This is a genomic window from Microbacterium sp. FW305-3-2-15-F-LB2 (assembly GCF_058787255.1).
In genome coordinates this window covers 3,117,898-3,139,585 of record NZ_JBYSZO010000001.1, presented here as the reverse complement: position 1 = coordinate 3,139,585, position 21,688 = coordinate 3,117,898, and the positions used below count along the sequence as shown (strand labels likewise).

The 21,688-nt window shown below is 72.7% G+C and carries 20 protein-coding genes; 13 read left to right on the top strand and 7 right to left on the bottom strand.

Annotated elements, in window-relative coordinates; all coding sequences use genetic code 11:
- Positions 1-65: 65 nt before the first annotated feature.
- From AC3WLZ_RS15100 to mtnK, 4 genes are read left to right on the top strand one after another with little or no spacing between them, the layout of a single operon-like run.
- Positions 66-1,160 carry a substrate-binding domain-containing protein gene (locus AC3WLZ_RS15100; RefSeq protein ID WP_492470592.1) on the top strand — a complete coding sequence of 365 codons (1,095 nt, stop codon included), beginning with the start codon at positions 66-68 and terminating at the stop codon, positions 1,158-1,160.
- Positions 1,157-2,716, top strand: coding sequence for a sugar ABC transporter ATP-binding protein (locus tag AC3WLZ_RS15095; RefSeq protein WP_492470591.1), 1,560 nt, complete (start codon positions 1,157-1,159; stop codon positions 2,714-2,716). The genes AC3WLZ_RS15100 and AC3WLZ_RS15095 overlap by 4 nt, the downstream gene beginning before the upstream one ends.
- Positions 2,713-3,759 carry an ABC transporter permease gene (locus tag AC3WLZ_RS15090; protein ID WP_412925728.1) on the top strand — a complete coding sequence of 349 codons (1,047 nt, stop codon included), beginning with the start codon at positions 2,713-2,715 and terminating at the stop codon, positions 3,757-3,759. Before AC3WLZ_RS15095 ends, AC3WLZ_RS15090 begins: the two co-directional genes overlap by 4 nt.
- A complete protein-coding gene (gene mtnK / locus AC3WLZ_RS15085) occupies positions 3,756-4,952 on the top strand; it encodes an S-methyl-5-thioribose kinase (RefSeq protein ID WP_492470590.1) in 1,197 nt (398 codons plus the stop codon). The genes AC3WLZ_RS15090 and mtnK overlap by 4 nt, the downstream gene beginning before the upstream one ends.
- Before the next feature lie 103 nt (positions 4,953-5,055).
- On the opposite strand, the gene AC3WLZ_RS15080 is transcribed toward mtnK, so the two are convergent.
- Together AC3WLZ_RS15080 and AC3WLZ_RS15075 are read right to left on the bottom strand one after the other, a co-directional pair.
- On the bottom strand, positions 5,056-5,457 hold the full coding sequence (locus AC3WLZ_RS15080) for an arsenate-mycothiol transferase ArsC (protein ID WP_492470589.1): 402 nt from the start codon (positions 5,455-5,457) through the stop codon (positions 5,056-5,058).
- Between the two features lie 17 nt (positions 5,458-5,474).
- Entirely contained in the window at positions 5,475-6,149 is a 675-nt protein-coding gene (locus AC3WLZ_RS15075; protein ID WP_492470588.1) for an arsenate reductase/protein-tyrosine-phosphatase family protein, read from the bottom strand.
- Positions 6,150-6,195: 46 nt separating this feature from the next.
- On the opposite strand from AC3WLZ_RS15075, the gene AC3WLZ_RS15070 reads away from it, so the two are divergent.
- Positions 6,196-6,954, top strand: coding sequence for an aquaporin (locus AC3WLZ_RS15070; protein WP_492470587.1), 759 nt, complete (start codon positions 6,196-6,198; stop codon positions 6,952-6,954).
- A gap of 9 nt (positions 6,955-6,963) precedes the next feature.
- Positions 6,964-8,349: an FAD-dependent oxidoreductase gene (locus tag AC3WLZ_RS15065; protein ID WP_492470586.1), complete on the top strand. Its 1,386-nt coding sequence runs from the start codon at positions 6,964-6,966 to the stop codon at positions 8,347-8,349.
- A 144-nt stretch (positions 8,350-8,493) separates the two neighbouring features.
- On the opposite strand, the gene mtnB is transcribed toward AC3WLZ_RS15065, so the two are convergent.
- The 3 genes from mtnB to AC3WLZ_RS15050 are packed head-to-tail and all read right to left on the bottom strand — an operon-like array spanning position 8,494 to position 10,996.
- Positions 8,494-9,126, bottom strand: coding sequence for a methylthioribulose 1-phosphate dehydratase (mtnB, locus tag AC3WLZ_RS15060; RefSeq protein ID WP_412925722.1), 633 nt, complete (start codon positions 9,124-9,126; stop codon positions 8,494-8,496).
- Positions 9,123-9,824 carry an acireductone synthase gene (mtnC, locus tag AC3WLZ_RS15055; protein ID WP_492470585.1) on the bottom strand — a complete coding sequence of 234 codons (702 nt, stop codon included), beginning with the start codon at positions 9,822-9,824 and terminating at the stop codon, positions 9,123-9,125. The genes mtnB and mtnC overlap by 4 nt, the downstream gene beginning before the upstream one ends.
- On the bottom strand, positions 9,821-10,996 hold the full coding sequence (locus tag AC3WLZ_RS15050; protein WP_492470584.1) for a translation initiation factor eIF-2B alpha/beta/delta subunit family protein: 1,176 nt from the start codon (positions 10,994-10,996) through the stop codon (positions 9,821-9,823). Before AC3WLZ_RS15050 ends, mtnC begins: the two co-directional genes overlap by 4 nt.
- A 421-nt stretch (positions 10,997-11,417) precedes the next feature.
- Between AC3WLZ_RS15050 and ddaH the strand changes: the two genes are divergently transcribed.
- Together ddaH and rocD are read left to right on the top strand one after the other, a co-directional pair.
- Positions 11,418-12,302 (top strand): dimethylargininase, encoded by an 885-nt coding sequence (ddaH, locus tag AC3WLZ_RS15045; RefSeq protein WP_492470583.1) that lies wholly within the window; start codon positions 11,418-11,420, stop codon positions 12,300-12,302.
- Positions 12,299-13,513: an ornithine--oxo-acid transaminase gene (rocD, locus tag AC3WLZ_RS15040; protein ID WP_492470582.1), complete on the top strand. Its 1,215-nt coding sequence runs from the start codon at positions 12,299-12,301 to the stop codon at positions 13,511-13,513. Before ddaH ends, rocD begins: the two co-directional genes overlap by 4 nt.
- Positions 13,514-13,575: 62 nt before the next feature.
- Here the strand turns inward: rocD and AC3WLZ_RS15035 are convergent, their stop codons facing one another.
- Both AC3WLZ_RS15035 and AC3WLZ_RS15030 read right to left on the bottom strand, forming a co-directional pair.
- Positions 13,576-15,102, bottom strand: a complete 1,527-nt coding sequence (locus AC3WLZ_RS15035; protein WP_492470581.1) for a molybdopterin-dependent oxidoreductase — start codon at positions 15,100-15,102, stop codon at positions 13,576-13,578.
- 98 nt (positions 15,103-15,200) lie between these two features.
- A complete protein-coding gene (locus AC3WLZ_RS15030; protein ID WP_492470580.1) occupies positions 15,201-16,136 on the bottom strand; it encodes an SDR family oxidoreductase in 936 nt (311 codons plus the stop codon).
- A 154-nt stretch (positions 16,137-16,290) separates the two neighbouring features.
- On the opposite strand from AC3WLZ_RS15030, the gene AC3WLZ_RS15025 reads away from it, so the two are divergent.
- The 5 genes from AC3WLZ_RS15025 (at position 16,291) to AC3WLZ_RS15005 (ending at position 21,642) form a co-directional block, all read left to right on the top strand.
- A complete protein-coding gene (locus tag AC3WLZ_RS15025; protein WP_492470579.1) occupies positions 16,291-17,133 on the top strand; it encodes a helix-turn-helix transcriptional regulator in 843 nt (280 codons plus the stop codon).
- Between the two features lie 91 nt (positions 17,134-17,224).
- Positions 17,225-18,391, top strand: coding sequence for an alpha/beta fold hydrolase (locus AC3WLZ_RS15020; protein ID WP_492470578.1), 1,167 nt, complete (start codon positions 17,225-17,227; stop codon positions 18,389-18,391).
- A gap of 88 nt (positions 18,392-18,479) precedes the next feature.
- Complete coding sequence (locus AC3WLZ_RS15015; RefSeq protein ID WP_412925713.1) at positions 18,480-19,526, top strand: acyl-CoA dehydrogenase family protein; 1,047 nt, start codon at positions 18,480-18,482, stop codon at positions 19,524-19,526.
- Positions 19,520-20,923: a PIG-L family deacetylase gene (locus AC3WLZ_RS15010; protein ID WP_492470577.1), complete on the top strand. Its 1,404-nt coding sequence runs from the start codon at positions 19,520-19,522 to the stop codon at positions 20,921-20,923. The genes AC3WLZ_RS15015 and AC3WLZ_RS15010 overlap by 7 nt, the downstream gene beginning before the upstream one ends.
- Positions 20,920-21,642: a glycosyltransferase family 2 protein gene (locus AC3WLZ_RS15005; protein WP_492470576.1), complete on the top strand. Its 723-nt coding sequence runs from the start codon at positions 20,920-20,922 to the stop codon at positions 21,640-21,642. The genes AC3WLZ_RS15010 and AC3WLZ_RS15005 overlap by 4 nt, the downstream gene beginning before the upstream one ends.
- The last annotated feature ends 46 nt before the right edge of the window (positions 21,643-21,688 follow it).

The window sequence follows — 21,688 nt, the reverse complement described above, 5'->3', positions numbered from 1 at the left end:
GACGGTCGCCGCACCACAGCACCCGCCGCGGCCCTCCGCACCCGACTCCTTCCGAAGGGGACCCCGTGTCCGTTCGCTCCCACCGCTGGGCGGCGCTCGTCGCCACCGCAGGCATCGCCGCCCTCGCCCTCACCGGCTGCGCACAGCAGAACACCGCTGCACCCGCGGCATCCGCTGCCCCCGTCCAGAAGGTCGAGAACCTCCCCGCCCCGTTCGACGGCGAACCGCTGAAGGTCGCCCTCGTGCAGCAGTCCGGCGCGGGTGACTTCTTCACCGCCTGGACCGCGGGCGCCAAGGCGCAGGCCGCCGCGATCAACATCGACCTCACGGTGTACGACGCGCGCAACGACAACGCCAAGCAGGCCTCCGACCTCGAGCAGGCGATCGCCGCCAAGCCCGACGCGATCATCGTCGACCACGGTCAGACGGACACCATCGAGCCGCGCGTGCGCGAAGCGGTGGATGCCGGCATCCCGGTCGTCGTGTACGACCTGGCCCTGGAGAACACCGACGGCGTCGTCGTGACCTCGCAGTCGGATGCCTCGATGGCGCAGGGCGTCCTCGACCAGCTCGTCGAGGACAACGGACAGGGCGCGAAGGTCGGACTCGTCAGCGCCGAGGGCTTCGCGCCGCTCGACCGCCGCAAGAAGGTGTGGGACGAGGTCGTCGCGAAGAACGGTCTCGACCAGCTCTTCTTCACCGGCAAGGTGACCGAGTCGACCGCGACGGACAACATCCCCCTCGTCGACGCGGCGCTCAAGGCCAACCCGGGCGTGCAGGCGATCTTCGCCCCGTACGACGAGATCACCAAGGGCGTCGTCCAGGCCGTGCTGCAGAACAACCTGCAGGACAAGGTCAAGGTCTACGGCATCGACATCTCCAACGCCGACATCGAGGTCATCACCGCCGAGGGCAGCCCGTGGGTGGCCACGAGCGCGACGGACCCGTCGGCCGTGGGTGCCGGCGTCGTGCGCGCGCTCGCGCTGAAGCTGACCGGCGAGCTTCCCGAGGACGCCGTGCAGTTCCCGGCCGTCACGATCACCCGTGACTTCCTCATCGAGAAGGGCATCACCAACGTCGCCCAGCTGCGCGAGGCCGAGCCGTCGCTGCTGCTGAGCGACACGGTGGTCGCCGACTGGCTGCCCGCCGTCTCCGGATGACGTCACCCCTCTCGCACGCCGCTCAGGCCGACGACGCCCCCGTCGTCCGCCTGAGCGGCGTCGGCGTGCGGTTCGGCACCAACCAGGTCCTCCGCGACGTCTCCCTCGACCTGTTCCCCGGGAGCATCACGGCGCTCCTCGGTACCAACGGCGCCGGCAAGTCCACGCTCATCGGGGCGATCTCGGGCGCCAACGCCGCGTACACCGGCGAGATCGCCGTCGCGGGCTCGACCCAGCGTCTGGGTTCCCCCGCACGCGCCCGGCGCGCCGGAATCGAGACCGTCCATCAGCGCATCGCCGACGGCATCGTGCCGGGGCTGAGCGTCGCCGACAACCTCGCGCTCACCGACCTCGCGACCGGGGGACACCGGCTCGTGCGCCGCGTCGAAGCGGAGCGCGTCGCCCGCGCGGCGCTCGACCGTCTCGGTCTGTCGTGGTCTGCGGAGGTCTTGCGAGCGGATGCCGCGCGCTTGGGCACGTCCGACGCTCAGCTGCTCGTCCTCGCCCGGGCCCTCCGCTCGACCCCTCGCCTGCTGATCCTCGACGAGCCGACGTCGGCCCTCACCGCCTCCGAGGCGGATCGCCTCTTCGCCGTGCTGCGGGTCCTGCGCGACGAGGGCCTGTCGATCCTGTTCGTCAGCCACCGGTTCGGCGAGATCGAGCGCCTCGCGGACCGCATCGTGGTGCTCCGCGACGGACGGCTCGAACTCGAGGCCGGCCGCCCCTTCGACTGGCACGCGGCGCTGGAGGCCATGCTGGGCGTCCCCACCGAACTGCAGCAGCACGTCACCGAGCCGCTTCCCGCCGGGCGAGAGGTGCTCGCGGTAGACGAGGCCGTGCTCCTGCCCGGCAGCGAACCGCTGAACCTGTCCGTCGCCTCGGGGCAGGTGACCGGCATCCTGGGACTGCTGGGTGCGGGCAAGACCGAGCTCGCCGAGCTCATCGCCGGGGTCCGGCCCGTCGGTGCCGCGCGATTGCGTCTGGACGGTGCGCCCTACCGCCCGTCCTCGCCCGCGGCGGCCAAGGACGCCGGTGTCGTGCTCGTCCCGGAGGATCGCCAGCGGCAGGGCATCCAGCCCGGGTGGTCGATCGGCCGGACCGTGGGCCTCCCGGTGCTCCGGCAGATCTCGCGCTGGGGCGTCGTCTCGCCCGCTCGCGAGCGCGCGGCCGCCGAGGACGTGATCGACGCCTACGGCGTCGTGGCCCCGTCGGCGGAGACGCGCGTCGACGACCTCTCCGGCGGCAACCAGCAGAAAGTCATCGTGGGCCGGTGGCTGCGCACCGGGCCGCGGCTCGCCGTTCTCGACGAGCCGTTCCGCGGTGTCGACATCGGCGCGCGCCGCCGCATCGGCGACGCCGCCCGCGACCGCGCCGCCGCGGGCGCCGCGGTGCTCGTGCTCTCCAGCGACGTCGACGAGATCCTCGATGTCGCCGACCGCATCGTCGTCCTCGTCTCGGGGCGCATCGTCCTGGACACCCCCGCCGGAGTGCTCGACCGGGCGCGCATCGTCGCCGCGCTGCTGGACGACCCCGGCCATCGGAAGGAAACCGCATGACCTCCGTCGCCGCGCCCGCGCGTCCGAGCGCCGGCTCCCGGATCGTGGATGCCATCGCGAAATGGGGCTTCGTCGCCGTCACGGTTCTGCTGATCGCGTTCTTCGCCGTCACGCAGCCGGCCTTCGCGACCCCGGAGAACCTCGTCGGGATGCTGAAGTACATCGCCCCGATCGGCATCGCCGGTCTGGGCGTCACGCTCGCGATGACCGTCGGCGGACTCGACCTCTCGGTCGGCGCGAACGCCGGCTTCGCGGTGTCGATCGCCGCGTGGACCATGGTCATCGCGAACCAGGTCGGCGGGATCGCGGTCGGGGTCGTCCTGTTGTCCGGTGCCCTGATCGGCGCGATCAACGCGGCGCTGATCGTGTTCGCCCGCATCCCCGACCTGCTGGCGACCCTGGCGACGATGTTCACCGTCGTGGGGCTCAAGCTGATCATCGTCGACGGCAAGTCGATCTCGTCGCAGATGACCCTCGACGACGGCACCACCGCCCCGGGCCGCTTCACCCCGGACTTCCTGTGGTTCGACCGCGGCTTCATCGGCCCGATCTCGGTGCCGGTCGTCCTCTTCCTCGGACTCACGGTCGTCCTGTGGTTCGTGCTGGACCGCACCCGCTGGGGACGCGCTCTCGCCGCCGTCGGCTCGAACCCCGAGGCCGCCCGGCTCGCCGGTGTCCGCGTCCGGGCGTACCGGGCGGCGGCGTACATCGGCTGCGGCATCCTCGCATCCATCGCCGGACTCGTGCTGGCCGCCCGGATCGGTCAGGGCGATGTCTCGGCGGGCAACAGCCTGCTGCTGGACGCCGTGGCCGTCGCACTCGTGGGCGTCTCGGTGCTCGGGATCGGGCGTCCGAACGCGTGGGGCACGGCCCTCGGGGCCGTGCTCGTCGCCGTCATGGTGACCGGGTTCTCGATGATGGGCCTGCCGTACTACATCCAGGACTTCGGGAAGGGCCTCGTCCTGCTCGTGGCCCTGCTGTTCAGCTTCACGTTCCGCCGTCGCAAGACCACCATCGTCGCCGGGAGCACCACCGCATCATGACTCTCCTCACCGATCAGCTGACCGTCGCCACGGTCCCCGCGTATCTGGCTGCCCGCCCTCACCTGTCTGGGCCGGTCGATCCGGCATCCATCGTCTCGGTCGTCGAGGTCGGCGACGGCAACCTGAATCTCGTCTTCATCGTGAAGGATGCCGCGGGCAACGGCGTCGTCGTGAAGCAGTCGCTGCCGCACGTGCGCGTCGACCCCTCGTGGCCGCTGACGCGCGAACGGGCGGCGCGCGAGGCCGTCGTCCTCGGGGTGCACGAGCGGATCGACCCGGCCCACGTGCCGGCGTTCCACGGCTTCGACGCCGAGGCCCTCGCCCTGTCGATCGAGGACCTCAGCGACCACGCGGTGTGGCGTGGGGAGCTCAACGCCGGCCGGCTGCACGAGTACGCGGCGGCGCAGTTGGGTTCCTACGTGGGCGCCGTCGGCTTCGCGACGAGCGTCTTCGGCACTCCGGGGCCGGAGCGTCGGCGCGCGATCGCCGCGGCGACCAATCCCGAGCTGAGCGAGATCACCGAGGACCTCGTCTTCACCGAGCCCTATGTCGACCACGAGCACAACGGTTGGCTGCCGGCCAACGACGACGACGTACGGGAGTTGCGCGCCGATCGCACGTTCGTGCGCGAGATCGGGCTGGCCAAGCAGCGGTTCCAGGAGAGCACGCAGAGCCTGCTGCACGGCGACCTGCACACCGGGTCGGTGTTCGTGCGGGCCGAGGGTGAGTCGGTGCGCGCGTTCGACTCGGAGTTCGGCACGTACGGCCCCACCGGCTTCGACCTCGGAGCCGTGTGGGCGAACCTCGTCATCGCCGCCGCCCGGGCGCAGGTGCTCGGGCGTGGTGACGACGCCGAGCGGTTGCTGACGCTGCCGGTCGAGCTCGTGGACGCGTTCGAGGCCGAGTTCCGCCGCCGGTGGCCCGATCGCGTCGACCCCCGCGTGTACGGCGACGAGGTGCTCGAGCACACGCTCGCGCAGATCCGCTCCGATGCCGCGATCTACGGCGCGGCGAAAGCCGTGCGGCGCATCGTCGGGTTCTCGAAGGTCGCCGACATCCAGACCCTGCCCGAGCCCGAGCGCGCCACCGCGGCCCGCTTCGTGCTCCGCGCGGCGCGCACGCTCGGCACCGCACGGTTGGAGGACTCCGACCCGCGCGCCCTCACCGCCCGGACGGTGGCGCTGCTCGGCTGAGCATCGGGGGTCGTGGCATCCCTGTGCCGTTCTGCATCGGTCGGGCGGCGTGCGGGGGCCGTGGCATCCATCGCGCGCAGGGGGCGGGGCGGATGCCGGTGCGTCAGCGCGGGAGCAGCGTGCTCCGGATCTTCTCGGCGACGGCTTCCCGAAGGGGGCGCACCGCATCGGCGTCCCAGGATTCGGGGTTGGGGAACGACCATTCCAGCACCTCGCCGCGCGGGATCGAGGGGAGGGCGAGGCCCGGCTTCATCAGCACGACCACGTCGGCGGTGTCGAGGTCTTGTTCGGTGACGTGGCGGGGCACGCGATCGGTGATGTCCATCCCCAGCTCGGCGACGGTGGCCGCGACGGCGGGATTGACCTCCTCGGCGGGGGCGAGGCCCGCGGAGGAGGCGGCGAAGCGATCACCGGCAAGGTGCTCCAGAAGCGCCGCACCCAGTTGGGAGCGGCCGGCGTTGTGCTGGCAGATGAACAGGACGGTGGGGGCGGTGGCGGTGCTCACGGGTGTTCCTTCGGTGATCAGGGGGCGGTGAGTCGAGGGGCGAGTTCGGTGATGCGGCGCTCCAGCTCGTCGTAGGCGGAGTCGAACGCGTCGTCGGTTCCGGTGCGCACCGGGTCGGGGATCGACCAGTGCAGGTCGCCGGCCACTCCGATCTCCTCGTGCGCCATGTCGCAGACGGTGATGACGAAGTCGGAGTCGGTGAGGACGGAGCCCAGCTCTCGCGGCGATCCGGTGGAGAGGGCGAGCGCGTGGCGCTCGGCGGCCGCCACTGCTCCGGGGGCGATCCGGTCGGCGGGATGGGTGCCCGCCGAAGCCGCGGGGATCGTGCTGTGGGTGGCCCAGAGGGCTGCCGCGAGCTGAGACCGGGCCGAGTTCGCGGTGCAGACGAAGACCACCCGGTGCGCGCGTTCCGTCCTGCCGGGGGCCAGGTCGTCCAGCGCCGCTTCCGTGAGGCGCACGTAACTGCGACGGCGGTCGGCCTCCGAGCGGGAGCGCTCGACCATCCCGACCGACTCGAGGACGTTGAGGTGGTGCGCGACGAGATTCGACGGCAGGCCGAGAGTGGCACGGATTTCCGAGGGGGACAGGTCGCCGAGCGTCAGCAGATCCACGATCCGCAAGCGCGACGGATCTCCCAGGGCGGCGTGCCGCGCAGCGCGATCCTCAAGGGGCGGATGTTTCTCAACGTTCATTGCCTCAATATTGACTGATCTATCACTCGCAGGTCAAGATGGTGCCGTGACCCCCACCGAATCCGCCACCGTGCCCCGTCGGCCCCACCTCGCTCGCCGTGCGGCGGCGGAGTTCGTCGGCACGGGTCTGCTCGTCACGGTGGTCGTCGGATCCGGCATCGCCGCGCAGCGCCTCTCGCCGGACGATGTCGGTCTGCAACTCCTCGAGACCAGTCTGGCCACCGCTCTCGGGCTGGCCGTCATCATCCTCGTGCTCGGTCCCGTCTCGGGGGCCCACCTGAACCCCGTGGTGTCGGTCGCCGACTGGGTGCTTGGGCGGCGCCTGCGGACCGGCCTGCCGCTGCGCGACCTCGGCCCCTACCTCGCCGCGCAGACCCTGGGCGGCATCGCCGGAACGTTCCTCTCCGGCGTCATGTTCGACGTCGCGCCCGCCTTCTCCGCGAACGAACGCGCCACCGGCGGCCACCTGGTGGGAGAAGTGGTGGCCACGGCCGGACTCGTGCTGCTGATCTTCTCCCTCGCCCGCACCTCCACGGGCGTGACCACCGCGGCCGCGGTGGGGGCGTACATCGGGGCGGCGTATTGGTTCACCAGCTCCACCTCGTTCGCCAACCCGGCCGTGACGATCGCGCGGATGTTCACCGACACCTTCGCCGGCATCGCGCCCGCGGCCGTGCCGCCCTTCGTCCTCGCGCAGTTCGCCGGCGCCGCCCTCGGGCTTGCGCTCGTCGTCCTCTTCTTCCCGACCGCCGCCCGGACCGCGGGCGAGGTCGTGACCCCCGCGCACCTCGAATCCCGATCCTGAAAGGTCCTCATGCACCTCGTTGCCATCGGCGGAAGTGACGCCGGAATCTCCACCGCGCTGCGCGCCCGTGAGCTCGACCCCTCCGTCGACGTCACGGTCGTGGTCGCCGACGCCTACCCGAACTTCTCCATCTGTGGCATCCCATACTTCTTCTCGCGGGAGGTGCAGCCGTGGCAGTCGCTGGCGCACCGCACCCACGCCGATCTCGAAGCCACCGGCATGACGCTGCGCCTGGACACCCTCGCCACCGGCATCGACGTCGCGGGTCAGAAGCTCGCCGTGCGCGCCGCCGACGGCACCGAGTCGACGATTCCCTACGACGCCCTCATGGTCGGCACCGGCGCGTCACCCGCGACCGCCGGCATCGCGGGGCTCGACGAGCTCGGACCCGACGACGGCGTGCACCTGCTGCACTCGATGGGCGACACCTTCGCCCTGGAGCGATACCTCGACGAGCGTGAGCCCCAGAGCGCGATCATCGTCGGCGCCGGGTACGTCGGTCTCGAGATGGCGGAGGCCCTCACCGTGCGGGGGCTCCACGTCACGCAGCTGCAGCGCGGACCAGAGGTGCTGTCGACCCTCGACCCCGAGCTCGGCTCCCTCGTCCACGACGAGCTCACCCGGCACGGCGTCGACGTCCGCACCGACACCCGCGTGGCTTCGGTCGCCCGCGAGGGTGGGCGTCTCACCGTCACCGGCACGCACCACGGCGATCCCGTCGCCCACACCGCCGACCTCGTGCTGGTCGTGGTCGGGGTCCGCCCCAACACCGAGCTGCTCACCGCGGCAGGCGCCTCCACCGGCGCCGGCGGTGCGGTCGTCGTCGACGAGCGGATGCGCACGGGTCTGCCGAACGTCTGGGCCGCCGGCGACGGCGTGGTCACCCACCACCGTCTCCTCGGCGTGACGTACCTGCCGCTCGGGACCACGTCTCACAAGCAGGGCCGCGTCGCCGGCGAGAACGCGATCGGCGGCGACGCCCGGTTCGCGGGCAGCCTCGGCACGCAGGTCGTGAAGGTGTTCGATGTCGTCGCCGCGCGCACCGGTCTGCGCGACCACGAGGCCGTCGCCGCGGACTTCGCCCCGCACAGCCACACCGCGATCGCCGACGACCACAAGCGCTACTACCCGGGCGCCACCCCGATCAGCATCCGGATCACCGGTGACACCCGCGACGGGCGTCTGCTCGGGGCGCAGCTCGTCGGCACGCGCGGCGCCGAGATCTCCAAGCGCGTCGACACCTATGCCGCGGCGCTCCACCACGGCATGACGGTCGCCGGGATGAGCGACCTCGACCTGTCGTACACGCCCCCGCTCGGCTCTCCGTGGGACGCCGTGCAGGTGGCGACCCAGGCCTGGGAACGCGAGGCCCGCGCGCTGGTGCCCGCGCGGTAGTCCGCGGTCTGCCCCCGCCGTGCCCCGTCGCTGCCCCGGATGCTCCGGCGAGAAACGCTTGCTGCACCGAGAAACGCGCTCAGCGAGCGTGTCTCAGTGCAGGAAGCGTTTCTCGTGCGGGGGAGAGGACTCGGATGCCGCAGCTCAGCGCGTCGCGACGGCGAAGCGCAGCAGCCACTCGGCGATCTCGAGGTGTCGGCGGGCGGCGGCGACGTCGACGCCCCACGCGTACATGCCGTGGCTCGCGACGATGAGCGCGGGCACCTCGGGCACCTCGGCGTTTGCGGGGCGGTAGACCTCGTCGAAGCGGGCGGCCTCGACGGTCATGTCCTGGTCGTTCGCGATGACCGGGATCGTCACGATCTCGTCGTGTGCGCGGTGGCCGATGCCCTTGAGCATCTCCATGTCGCGGATCTCGACCCCGCCCGGCCACCGGTGTCCCGCGACGACCGCGTCGAACGCGTGCACGTGGAACACCGCCCCCGCGCCCGTGCGCGCGGCGATGTGCGCGTGGAGTCCCGCCTCGGCGGAGGGCGGCCGCGGGTCGTCGGGGTCGAGGGCCTCGCCGTCGGCACCGATGAGCACGACGTCGCGATCGGTGAGTTCGGACTTGTCCAGACCGGATGCCGTGACCGCGAGCACCAGCGGATCCCGGTCGATCACGAGCGAGAGGTTGCCCGAGGTGCCGCGCATCCAGCCGTAGCCCGAGAAGCGCGAGGCTTCCGCGGCGAGGGCGGCACCGGCCTCCTGCACGCGGGCGGTGAGGGGGAGCGTCATCGTGTGAGCTCGATCTCGTCGAAGGATGCCACCGCCGGCGCGGCGAAGTCGGAGCCGTGCCACGGCTCCCCGGCGCGGTCCAGCGCGACGACTCGCCAGCCGGCGGCGAGGGCTGCGGCGACCTCGTCGGGGTGGTCGGTGAGGAACAGCGCGCGCTCGGGCGCGACCCCCAGGGCCGCCGCGATGCGGTCGTACGAGCCGGATTCCTTCTTCGGCCCGGCGCTGACCGTGTCGAAGTAGTCCTCGACGATCGGGGTGAGGTCGCCCTGCGGCGCGTGACGGAACCACGGCACCTGCGACGCGACCGACCCCGACGAGTAGACGGCGAGACGGATGCCGGCCTCGTGCCACGCGCGCAGCTGCGGCGGCACGTCCTCGAAGAACTGCGAGTGGATCTCGCCCGCGGCGAAGCCCTCGGCCCAGATGATCCCCTGCAGCGTCTTCAGCGGCGTCGACTTGACGTCGGAGGCCATGAGCCCGCGGAGCGCGTCGGCGACCTCGGCGTCGGTGGCATCGGCATCCAGACCGGTCTCGGCGATCGCGTCGGCGCGGGCGCCCCGCACGGTGTCGTCGTCGCGCCCGAGCACCTCGTCCAGGCGCGGACGGGCGTAGTCGTAGAGGTCGCCGAGGATGAAGCCTGCGGCGCTGGTCGTGCCCTCGATGTCGAGAACGACGACGTCGGCGGAGATGGCGGTCATTGGGGATCCTCGTCGGGGGAAGGGGACACGGGGCGGAAGGCGACGGTGTCGGGCTGCACGGTCGCGGCGATCGGGGCGGGCTCGGCGGGGGATCGGCGACGGCGGAGCGCCGGTGCGGCGTCGGGTGCCGTGGCATCCGGATCGGCCGTGAAGTGCTCGCCGACGCGCGCGGGCTCGAAGGTTCCGCGGCTCGTCGCGATGCGGGTCACGAGGCGCGGCGGGGTGACGTCGAACGCGGGGTACCACGCGTCGGTCACGAGCGGGCTCGCGGTGCGCTGCCCGAGCACCTCCAGCACCTCGCGCGGGTCGCGGTCCTCGATGACGATGTCCGCACCGGTCGGTGCACCGGGATCGGGCGCCTCGACCATCGCGTAGTACGGGATGCCGAAGGCCGCGGCCGCGGCCGCGTGCGCGAGCGTGCCGACCTTGTTCACCACCGAGCCGTCGAGGGCGACCCGGTCGGCGGCGGTGACGACGGCGTCGATCGGGCCCGACCCGACGCCCCGCGGCGAGGCGAGGGCGGCGGCGGCCATGCCGTCGGTGATGAGCGTCACCTTCTGGTCGAGTTCGCGCAGCGAGTGGGCGGTGAGCCGGGCGCCCTGCAGGTACGGGCGGGTCTCGGTCGCGATCCACTCGATCTCGCGACCGGCTTCGCGGGCGGCGGCGACGAGACCGAACAGGTAGGCATCGGCCCAGCAGTGCGTGAGGATCCGCGGCGACTCGGGCAGCAGCGACAGTGTCGCCCGGCCGAGGCGCAGGCTCGCTTCGCGGTAGTCGCGGTCGACGGCGGTCGCGGTCTCCATCGTCGCGGCCACGAGGGCGTCGGTGTCGTCGGCGTCGCGGCCGGCGGCGAGGATGCGGGCGACCGCGTCGCGGGGGTGGGCGTTCGTCGGACGCGCCGTGGCGAGAGCGCGGCCCGCGCGGCCGAGCGCCGTGCGTGCCTCGCCGAGCGGCAGCCCCCGCACCTGCAGGGCGGCGAGGGCCATACCGGCGGTCGCGGCGTACAGCGGCCCGGAGCTCTGGGTCACCATGTCGCGGATCGCCGAAGCGACCTCGTCGGGGGTCGTGGCATCCACCCACTCGACCCGCGCCGGGAACACGCGGCGATCGAGGATGCGGACGACACCGGCGGCCTCGTCGAAGACGACGGAGTTCTCGAGGGTGGCAGACATCGCCGCAATCCTCCCACGGCGCTGCGCCCGGCCCCGCGTCGATGACGCCGCGCGACGGCGCAGGCTCGGCGATTCGCGTTTTCTCAGCCCGGGCGGGGTGGATGCCGCTGACCCGGCGCGGATCGCAGAGGTGGTGCCGCGGGACGGGAGTGCGTGCGCATCCTCAGCGATTCGCGCATCCTCAGTCTGACGGTGCCGGATGCGGCTGACCCGTCGCGGATCGCTGAGATTGTGCCGCGACCCCCCGGCCGCCCGCGCCCCATCGCACGCCCGGGCGCTCGCGCGCCCGCACACGCGCGTGAGACAATGGCCGCGGCGTGCTCGGACCGACCTTTCCCCGCACGGCGCCACGGTGCCGGCGGGTCGAAGGGCCACCGGGCCAAGAGGACAGCGTCCGCCGCACCTTCTCCGAGGAGCAGAGATGTCCGCGAACCCCGCCGCCGCCGCCGTCGAATCCGAGACGATCGAGCGCGTCCAGCAGCACCGCCGGTACCTGATGTGCCGGCCCGAGCACTTCACCGTCAGCTACAGCATCAACCCGTGGATGGAGCCGTCGCGGCCCACCGACACCGACCTTGCGCTGCGCCAGTGGCAGTCGCTGTACGACACCTACGTGTCGCTGGGGCACGAGATCGAACTCATCGATCCGCTCGAGGGCCTCCCCGACATGGTCTACACCGCCAACGGCGGTTTCGTCATCGACGGCGTCGCGTACGGCCCGAAGTTCCGCTTCCGCGAGCGCGCCGACGAGGCCCCTGCGTTCATCGACTGGTTCGCCGCGAACGGCTTCCAGGTCGCCGAGCCCGTCGAGGTCAACGAGGGCGAGGGCGACTTCCTGCTCGTCGGCAACACGATCCTCGCCGGCACGGGGTTCCGCTCCACCGGTGACAGCCACCGCGAGGTGGGCGAGGTGTTCTCGCGCGAGGTCGTGTCGCTGACGCTCACCGACCCGCGGTTCTACCACCTCGACACCGCGATCGCCGTGCTCGACCCGGTGGAGGGTCCCGGGGGCGTCGACAAGGCCAACATCGCGTACCTGCCGACCGCGTTCGACGAGCGCAGCCAGGCGATCCTGCGCGAGCGCTACCCGGATGCCATCCGGGTCTCGGATGCCGATGGCGCCGTGTTCGGCCTCAACTCCGCCAGCGACGGCAAGAACGTCATCATCTCGCCGCGGGCCAAGGGCTTCGAGGCGCAGCTGCGCGAGCGCGGCTACACGCCCGTCCTCGTCGACCTGTCCGAGCTGCTGCTCGGCGGTGGCGGCATCAAGTGCTGCACGCTCGAGTTGCGCGGGGGCACCCGATGAGCACCGCCGTGGATGACCTCGGCGCGCAGCTCATCGCGTCCGAGAGCGCGCACGTCGCGCACAACTACCACCCGCTGCCGGTCGTCGCCGCGCGCGCCGAGGGCGTCTGGGTCACCGACGTCGAGGGCAAGCGCTACCTCGACCTGCTGTCGGCGTACTCCGCGCTGAACTTCGGCCACGGACACCCGGCGATCCTCGCCGCCGCCCGGGAACAGCTGGAGCGTCTGACCCTCACGAGCCGCGCGTTCCACAACGACAAGCTCGGACCCTTCGCCACCGCGCTCTCGCAGCTGTGCGGGAAGGATCTCGTGCTGCCGATGAACACCGGCGCCGAGGCGGTGGAGACCGGCATCAAGGTCGCCCGCGCGTGGGGATACCGCACGAGGGGCATCGCCCCCGATGCCGCGACGATCATCGTCGCGAACGGCAACTTCCACGGCCGCACCACGACGATCGTCGGCTTCAGCGACGACCCGGTCGCCCACGACGACTTCGGGCCGTACGCTCCCGGCTTCGTCCACGTGCCCTACGGAGACGCGGACGCCATCGCCGCCGCGATCGACGAGAACACCGCCGCGGTGCTCCTCGAGCCGATCCAGGGCGAGGCCGGCGTCGTGATCCCGCCGGAGGGGTTCCTCCGCCGCGTGCGGGAGATCTGCACGGCGAACAATGTGCTGTTCATCGCCGACGAGATCCAGTCGGGCCTCGGCCGCGTGGGGGAGACGTTCGCGTGCGACCGCGAGGGCGTCGTGCCCGACGTGTACCTCCTCGGCAAGGCGCTCGGGGGTGGCATCCTGCCCCTGTCGGCGGTCGTCGCGAACGAGGACGTGCTGGGCGTCATCCGTCCCGGCGAGCACGGCTCGACCTTCGGCGGTAACCCGCTGGCCGCCGCGGTGGGTCTGCGGGTCGTGGAGATGCTGGCATCCGGAGAGTTCCAGACCCGCGCGAAAGCGCTCGGCGAGCACCTCGCGCAGGGGCTGGAGGCCCTCGTCGGCCACGGCGTCACCGCGGTGCGCGTGGCCGGGCTGTGGGCGGGCGTCGACATCGACCCGGCCGCGGGGAGCGGTCGCGAGATCGCCGAGAAGCTCCTGGCGCGAGGCGTACTGGTGAAGGACACCCACGGGCAGACGATCCGCATCGCTCCGCCCCTCACGATCCGGGGGACCGAGATCGACTGGGCGATCGAGCAGCTGCGGCACGTGCTGGCGTAACCCGGGCGTGAGGGGTCAACTTCTGTCGCTTCGGGTCGCTCCAGGCGACAGAAAATGACCCCTCACGCGATGGTGACGCGCACCTCGTCCCAGCCGGTCGCGCCGTCGGGGGCGGGGGCGGCGCGGTTCGGCGTCTGGGTCTCGCCGTCGGCGGACGTGGCGCGGCACCGGACGGTGTGGTCGCCCGCGGTGGCGTCCCACGGCAGGCTCCACTGCACCCACGTGTCGGACGAGATCGCCGTCGCGAGCTTCGCGGGTTGCCACGCGCCGTCGTCGATCTGCACCTCGACGCCCGAGACGCCGACGTGGGTCTGCCACGCGACGCCCGCGATGGTCGTGGGCCCCGCGGTCACGCGGGCGCCCGCGCGCGGGACGTCGATCCGGGATGCCAGCTTCACCGGGCCGCGGGCCGACCAGCCGCGCGAGGTCCAGTACCCCTCGGCCACGGCGTACTGGGTCACCTCGAGTTCGGTGACCCACTTGGTGGCCGAGACGTAGCCGTACAGTCCGGGGACGACCATGCGCACCGGGAAGCCGTGCGCGAGGGGCAGCGGCTCGCCGTTCATGCCGATCGCGAGGAGCGCGTCGCGCTCATCGGTCAAGGCCTCCAGCGGCGTCGAGGCGGTGAATCCGTCGATCGAGTGCGACAGCACCATGTCGGCATCCGCTGTCGGACGTGCCCGGGCGAGCACGTCGCGGATCGGGACGCCCAGCCAGCGGGCCGTGCCGATCAGATCGCCGCCGACCTCGTTCGACACGCACACGAGGGTGGCGACGATCTCGCGCTGAGGAAGGGCGACGAGGTCGTCCCATCGCAGGACGACCTCTTCCTCGACGAGACCGTGGATGCGAAGCGACCACGTCGTCGGGTCGACCTGCGGAACCACCAGCGCGGTGTCGATGCGGTAGAAGTCCGCCGACGGGGTGATGACGGGGGAGAGGCCCTCGACGCCGAGTTCGGCGGTGGGGGGAACGGGGGTCGTCGTGGACGGGGTCGGCAGACGCAGCGCTGCCCGGACGGCCGTGATCGCGCGCGCCCCGCCACTCGCCGCCGCGGAGCCCACCGCGGCGAGGGCTCCCACCACCACCGCGACGCCGGACAGGATCAAGACGTTCCGGCGGGTGAGACCCGCGTCCGCGGGACCGGCAGCGGGCCGACGCAGGCGCGCAATCAGCATCGCGCCGCCGATCGACGCCGCAGCCCCGGCGACGATCGAGGGAACGGGCGACAGCAGGTCGGCGTCGGCTCGAGTCATCGACACGATCGCCCCGGCCGCCCCGAGCGCGGCCAGGATCACGCGGCCCCACGGAGCTCGATGCCTCTCGACGATGCCGGCGACGGCAGCGATCGCGAGGAGCAGCACGGCGATGCCCACGAGCAGCGCCGCCTTGTCGTTCGTGCCGAAGAGGCTGATCGCGAGGTCTTTCCCCCACGTCGGCGCGATGTCGATCATCCCGCCGCCGATGACCGCGAACGGGCTCGCGGCGGGTGCGACGGCGGCGGCGGTGAGTTCGCCGAGCCCTGCGCCGAGCACGGTGGCCGAGACCGCGGCGAGCGCCGCGAGGAGGTCGGGTGTGCGGGATGCCACGTTCGGAGCATAGGCAGTGCCGCCGACGTGGGTGCCGCGGTATCCGGAACTCACAGCCAACCGGCACGCGCGAAGGCATGGGGTGCGGGGCGCAGGTCTCACACGGTCAGCGCGACCCCGGCCAGTCGCCCCGACTCCTCCCACACGCGTGCGGCCTGGTCCATGTCGCGCAGCGGGCGGTACATCGCGTGGGTCGTCGGGGCGCCGCCGAGGTTCATCGGGCCGCCCGGGCCGTACAGCACGTCACTGCGCGGCTCGGGGGTGGTGGCGGCGAGGAGTGCCGGCTGTGCCGCGGATCGGACGGTCCCGAGCAGGATGCCGTGACGTGACATCCACCTGATGGCGCGCACCCCCGAGGTGTCGGTCGCGCGGCCGATCTCGGGCCGTGCCGCGAGCAGGTTCGTCGGGGCGACGCCCGGGTGCGACAGCACGCTCCGCACGCCCCAGCCGGCCTCCTGGCTGCGTCGGTCGAGTTCCCGCGCGAACAGGCCCAGGGCGATCTTCGACGCCGAGTACACGCGTTGCCCGTTGTACGAGCGTTCGGCCTGGAGGTCGTCCCAGTCGATGCGCCCGCTGCGCGCGGCGATGCTCACCTGCGTCACGATCCGCGCTCGCCCGGCGGTGAGCAGCGGAAGGATGCCGCCGACGAGGGCGACGTGTCCGAGGTGGTTCGTGCCGAACTGCAGTTCGAGGCCGTCGGCCGTCGTCTGCCGTGCGGGCGGCGTCATGACACCGGCGTTGTTGATGAGCAGGTGTACGGGACGCCCGTCGGCGCGGAGCGTTTCGGCGAGGGCCGCGACGCTCGCGAGCGAGGACAGGTCGAGATCCTGGAGCTCGAGGCGGGCGCCGGGGACGCGCTCGCGGATCGTCTGGACGGCCTTGTCGCCTTTCGCCCGGTTGCGGACGGGCAGCACGACCTCGGCGCCGGCCGCGGCGAGGCGCTCGGCGATGACGAGGCCCATGCCGTCGCTGCCGCCGGTGAGCACGGCCCGACGGCCGGCGAGGGAGGGAAGGGGGATGTCGGTGTCGGTCACGGTGTCTCCTGGGTCGATGGAGATCCCAGCGTGCGCTCGAACGCCTCCCTCGAACCAGGACCCGTCGATCCCCGGCTGAGCAGGCCGCTCCTTCGTCCGAGAGGGGGATCGCCGCGTCCTGGCTCCGCGGTGCACGGACGGGTAGACAGGAAGCATGATCGACCGGACGGCCCTCGCGGACTTCCTCCGCACGCGGCGCGAGGCGCTGCAACCCGAGGATGTCGGGATGCCACGAGGCATCCGTCGCCGCACTCCCGGGCTCCGCCGCGAAGAAGCTGCGGCACTGGCGCACATGTCGACCGACTACTACGCCCGGTTGGAGCGAGAGCGAGGGCCGCAGCCGTCGCCGCAGATGCTCGCGGCCATCGCGCAGGGGTTCCATCTCACGCGAGCCGAACGCGACCACCTGTTCCGTCTCGCCGGGCACGTGCCCGACGAGCGATCCGCGGTGGGCGAGCACATCAGCCCGGGGCTGCTCCGGATCCTGGACCGACTCGACGACACCCCCGCCGAGATCATCACCGAACTCGGCGAGACGCTCCGTCAGTCGCCCCTCGGCGTCGCTCTCACCGGAGATGCGTCGCTGCGGACGGGCCGCGCGCGGAGCCTCGGATACCGATGGTTCACCGATCCGGCCACGCGCGCGCGGTACGCGGCCGAGGAGCACGAGTTCCTCAGTCGGCTCTTCGCCGCGGGCCTGCGCGAGCTGGCGGGTCGCCGCGGCCCCGGGTCGCGCGCGGCCGTCTTCGTCGACGACCTGCTCGAGCGGAGTGCGGAGTTCCGCACCCTGTGGGCCGCGCACGAGGTGGGACTGCAGCCGCGCCAGATGAAGAGGTTCGTCCACCCCGCGGTGGGCCCGCTCGACCTGCACTGCCAGTCGCTCGTCGACCCCGAGACGTCCCACTCGCTGCTGGTCTACACCGCGGTGCCCGGTAGTGAGAGCGCGGAGAAGCTGCGCCTGCTGGCGGTGCTCGGTCCCTCGATTCCCGCCGTGTAACGCGTGAGAGGTCAAGATGTGTCGCTTATGGGGAGCGGGAAGCGACAGATTCTGACCCCTCACGCCCCGCGACCGGGGATAGCGTGCAGACATGCCTGAGAACGTGAGGACGGTGCGGCGACCGGCGACCGGCGGGGTGCCGCCCTTCGACCTGAGCTACGTGCGCACCGGACCGCGCACATCGACGCCGACGGTGATCATCCCGGGAGGTCCCGGGCTGGCGTCGGTCCTGCCGTACCGGGGCCTGCGCCGCCGCGCGGCGCGGGGTGGGCTCGACGTCCTCATGGTCGAGCACCGCGGTATCGGGCGCTCCCGCCACGACCTCGCGGGGCACGTCCTCCCGCCCGAGGCGATGCGCATCACCGCCGTCCTCGACGACCTGGCCGCCGTGCTCGACGCGGAGGGAGCGGAGCGGGCGTTCATCGTCGGCTCTTCGTACGGCAGTTATCTCGCGTCGAGCTTCGGGGTCCGGCATCCGGAACGGGTCGCGGGGATGCTGCTGGATTCCGCGCTGCAGTCGACCGACGACCTCGCCCTCGAACGAGCCCGCCTGCGTTCTCTTTTCTGGGATGCCGACGACGACCTGGCCCAGGGAGTGCGCCGCCTGGTCGCCGACGGCATCGACGAGCGCGTCGTGCTCGACGTCGTACGTGCGGCGTACGAACTCGCCGGACCCGACCTCGTCGCGCCCCTCGTGCGGCACCGCCCCGGACTGGCGTGGCGCGCGCTCGCCGCTTACGCCTCGCGGGACGGCTCGGTCGCCCGAATCCCCGGCATCTACGAGTTCGATGTCGTGGGGACCATCGCGTTCCGCGAGCTGCACTACGGCGCGCCCGCCGACGGGCTGCCGCTCGACCCGGCTCTCACCTACGCCCCGCTGGCCTCCCGCTACCCGGCGTTCGCGGGAGAACCGTACGACCTGACGGCCGCGGCATCCGGGTTCGACTGGCCTCTCGTGCTGCTCACGGGCGACCGCGACCTGCGCACGCCCCCGGAGATCGCCGAACGCGTCGCCCGGACGGCCCCGGATGCCACGCTCGTCCGTATCCGCAACGGGCACAGTGCGCTGGACACCCACCCGATGGCCTTGCTCAACGCGGCACGGCGTCTGGTCCGCGGGCGGCAGCACCTCCTGCCCGGCGACGAGGCGGCCCTCGACCGGCTGCCGCGGACGGGGCTGTCCGCGTCGTTCCCCGCCCTGCTCCGGCCTCTCGCCCGGCTCGACGCACTCACGCACCGCCGCGTTCGGCGGCACTGACGCCCGCCCTCGGACCGCGACACTGTCGGGATCGGCCGCCGCTGTCAAAGCCCTCTCCGATCCGGCGCCGAGCGGCGAGACTGACCGCATGAGCGACGCCGTTCATCCCCCGTTCCCCCTCCTCCTTCCCGACGACACCCCCGATCTCGACGACGTCCGCACTGCCCTCGCGGCGGCGGATGCCGTCGACGGGTTCGGCACCGACATCGCCGCCACACTCGCCTGGGCCGTCGACGTCGCCCGACCCCGCTCGGTGGCGGCGACGTGGGAGCTGCTCGCCTCGGTCGCCGCGCGCGACGTCACCGCGGCCCGCGTGCTCGAACCGCACCTCGACGCGCTCGGCATCCTGGACGAGGCCGCCGCGGCCGGCATCCCCCTCGATCTCGATCGCGACGGCACCTGGGGCGTGTTCGCGGCCGAGGGGCCCGGCGTTCGCCTGGAAGCGCGGCAGGATGCCGGAACGTGGACGCTCCACGGGACGAAACTCTGGTGCTCTCTCGCCGCCGACCTCTCGCACGCGCTCGTCACCGCCTGGGTCGACGACGGACGCCGGCAGCTCTTCGCCCTCGACCTGCGCGATCCGGCCGTCACCGCCCGGTCCGGTCCCTGGTACGCGCACGGTCTCGAGCGCGTGGTCAGCGCTCCGATCGACGTCGACGGCGCGGCCGCAGTCCCCGTCGGCGATCCGGGATGGTATCTGCGCCGACCGGGCTTCGCGCACGGGGGCGTGGGAGTCGCGGCGTGCTGGTGGGGCGGGGCGGTGCCGCTGCGCCGGGCGCTCGCCGAGGCCGCGCGCGGCGACCGCGCCGACCAGCTCTCCCGCGTCCACCTCGGCCGGGCTGATACCGCTCTGTGGGCGGCACGCGCCGTGCTCGTCGAGACCGCGACGGTGTTCGACGCCGGCGGGTCGGCATCCCAGAGTCTCCGGGCCGCCCGTGCGCGTTCGGTCGTCGCCGACGCCGTCGAGACGTCGCTCGCCGAGGCCGCGCACGCCCTCGGCCCCTCGCCCCTCGTCGCCGATGAGTCCCATGCCCGGCGCGTGGCCGACCTGCAGCTGTATCTCCGGCAGCATCACGCCGAGCGGGATCTCGCGAGGATCGGCGGCGACGTGGCGACGGGGGACGGCGCATGGTGAGCTTCGACCACCGCGACGCCGGCACCGACGAGCGCGTCTGGACCACGGCACTCGGGGCCGCTCTCCCCGCCCTCGACCTCGACGTCGATCGCGTGATCGTCGTGGCGGCGCACCCGGATGACGAGAGTCTCGGTGCGGCGGGGCTCCTGGCCACCGTGGCCGCGCGCGGTGTCGCGATCGACCTCATCGTCGCGACCGACGGTGAGGCATCGCACCCCGACTCGCCCACGCACAGCCCGGCCACCCTCGCGCTGCTCCGGCGCCGGGAGCTGGTCGAGGCGGCCCGGATCGTCGGCCTGGGTGACGCCCCCGTCTTCCTCGGCCTCCCCGACGGCGGCACCGGGGAGTACCGGGATGCCGTCGCCGCCGCTCTGCGGGACGCGCTCGATCGGGCCGGCGACGACCGCGTCCTCGTGCTCTCGCCGTGGCGCGGCGACGGACACCATGATCATCGCGTCGTCGGCGAGGTCGTGGAGGCCGTGTGCGCGGTGCGCGGCGTGCGTTCGCGCGCGTTCCCGATCTGGCTCTGGCATTGGGGCGGTCCGAACGACGTCCCGTGGGAGCGCGCCGAGCGTCTCGCGCTCGACCCCGACGCCCGAGAGGCGAAGGCGCGGGCCCTCGCCGCGCACGCGAGTCAGCTCCTGCCGTTGTCGGCCGCCCCCGGCGACGAGGTCCTGCTGCACGCCCGCATGCGCGCGCACTTCGAGCGCGACGCGGAGGTGTTCTTCGCGCAGGAACCCGCCGTCGGCGCAGAGCCGGATGCCGTCGCCGCCGAGGCGCCCGCAGCCGCCGACAGCGTCGCCCCGGACTACTTCGACGACATGTACGCCCGCCACGACGACCCGTGGGGGTTCGACTCGCGCTGGTACGAGGAGCGCAAGCGCGCCGTCCTGCTCGCCGCACTGCCACGGCGCCGCTACCGCTCGGCGTTCGAGGCCGGGTGCTCCACAGGTGCCGTGACCGTGGCGCTCGCCGACCGGTGCGACCGCGTCCTCGCCGTCGACCTGGCGACCGCGGCGCTCGCGCAGGCGCGCCGACGGCTCGCGGGGCGCGAGAACGTCGAACTGCGCCGGGTGATGCTCCCCGACGGGTGGCCGGGCGGTGAGTTCGACCTGGTCGTCGTGTCGGAGGTGGCCTACTACTGGGGCGACCTCGACCTCGACCGTGGGCTCGCGGCGAGCGTCGGCTCGCTCAGCTCCGACGGTCACCTCGTCGCGTGCCACTGGCGGCATCCGGTGGCCGAGTACCCGCGCAGCGGCGACAGCGTCCACGACGCCCTCGCGTCGCGGCCCGATCTCGTGCGACTCGTCCGCCACGAGGAGGAGGACTTCGTGCTCGAGGTCTTCGGTCGGCCGGGGGCGCGGTCGGTCGCCGCCGAGGCGGGACTCGTTCCGTGAGGGCCGTCGCCGTCGCGATCCCCGCGCACGACGAGGAGGCGCTCATCGGCCGCTGCCTCTCCTCCGTGACGCGCGCGGTGAGGCACGCGCGCGAGCGCGAGCCGGGTCTCGTCGTCTCGGTGGTCGTCGTGCTCGACGCGTGCCGCGACGCCACCGCCGAAGTGGCGCGGCGGTGGCCGGTCGAGACGGTCGAGATCTCGGCTCGCCGGGTCGGCACCGCGCGCCGGATCGGTGTCGCGCACGCGCTGTCGGCGCTCGACGCCCGCCCCGAAGACTCCTGGATCGCGATGACGGATGCCGACACCGTCGTGCCGCTCGACTGGATCACCCATCAGCTCGACCTGGCGGATGCCGGTGCCGATCTGGTCCTCGGGACGGTCCGCCCCGACTTCGCCGACCTCAGTGCGCGTCACAGCGCCTACTGGCGTGCGACGCATCACCGTGGCCTGCCGGCCGGGAACGTGCACGGGGCCAACCTCGGCGTGCGCGCGAGCGTCTACCTCGCGGCGGGCGGCATCCCGGATCTCGACGAGCACGAAGACGTCGCGCTCGTGCGAGCCGCGCGTGCGATCGGCGCCCGCGAGCTCGCGAGCGACGTCCACGAGGTCGAGACGTCGGGCCGCTTCACGGGGCGTACCCCGGCCGGCTATGCCGCGTTCCTGCGGCAGGTGCACGCCTGGATCGACGCTCCGCCGCCGCTCCCGGCGCCCGGAGCCTGAGACCCCTGGGGGTATTGCGGCCATTCGTCAACCACCTCGGTTGCGC

Excerpts from the sequence above, each read along its gene's own strand:
- AC3WLZ_RS15095 (WP_492470591.1), top strand. The coding sequence starts at position 1,157 with ATGACGTCACCCCTCTCGCACGCCGCTCAGGCCGACGACGCCCCCGTC.
- AC3WLZ_RS15090 (WP_412925728.1), top strand. The coding sequence starts at position 2,713 with ATGACCTCCGTCGCCGCGCCCGCGCGTCCGAGCGCCGGCTCCCGGATC.
- mtnK (WP_492470590.1), top strand. The coding sequence starts at position 3,756 with ATGACTCTCCTCACCGATCAGCTGACCGTCGCCACGGTCCCCGCGTAT.
- AC3WLZ_RS15075 (WP_492470588.1), bottom strand. The coding sequence starts at position 6,149 with ATGAACGTTGAGAAACATCCGCCCCTTGAGGATCGCGCTGCGCGGCAC.
- AC3WLZ_RS15065 (WP_492470586.1), top strand. The coding sequence starts at position 6,964 with ATGCACCTCGTTGCCATCGGCGGAAGTGACGCCGGAATCTCCACCGCG.
- mtnB (WP_412925722.1), bottom strand. The coding sequence starts at position 9,126 with ATGACGCTCCCCCTCACCGCCCGCGTGCAGGAGGCCGGTGCCGCCCTC.
- mtnC (WP_492470585.1), bottom strand. The coding sequence starts at position 9,824 with ATGACCGCCATCTCCGCCGACGTCGTCGTTCTCGACATCGAGGGCACG.
- AC3WLZ_RS15050 (WP_492470584.1), bottom strand. The coding sequence starts at position 10,996 with ATGTCTGCCACCCTCGAGAACTCCGTCGTCTTCGACGAGGCCGCCGGT.
- ddaH (WP_492470583.1), top strand. The coding sequence starts at position 11,418 with ATGTCCGCGAACCCCGCCGCCGCCGCCGTCGAATCCGAGACGATCGAG.
- rocD (WP_492470582.1), top strand. The coding sequence starts at position 12,299 with ATGAGCACCGCCGTGGATGACCTCGGCGCGCAGCTCATCGCGTCCGAG.
- AC3WLZ_RS15025 (WP_492470579.1), top strand. The coding sequence starts at position 16,291 with ATGATCGACCGGACGGCCCTCGCGGACTTCCTCCGCACGCGGCGCGAG.
- AC3WLZ_RS15020 (WP_492470578.1), top strand. The coding sequence starts at position 17,225 with ATGCCTGAGAACGTGAGGACGGTGCGGCGACCGGCGACCGGCGGGGTG.
- AC3WLZ_RS15015 (WP_412925713.1), top strand. The coding sequence starts at position 18,480 with ATGAGCGACGCCGTTCATCCCCCGTTCCCCCTCCTCCTTCCCGACGAC.
- AC3WLZ_RS15010 (WP_492470577.1), top strand. The coding sequence starts at position 19,520 with ATGGTGAGCTTCGACCACCGCGACGCCGGCACCGACGAGCGCGTCTGG.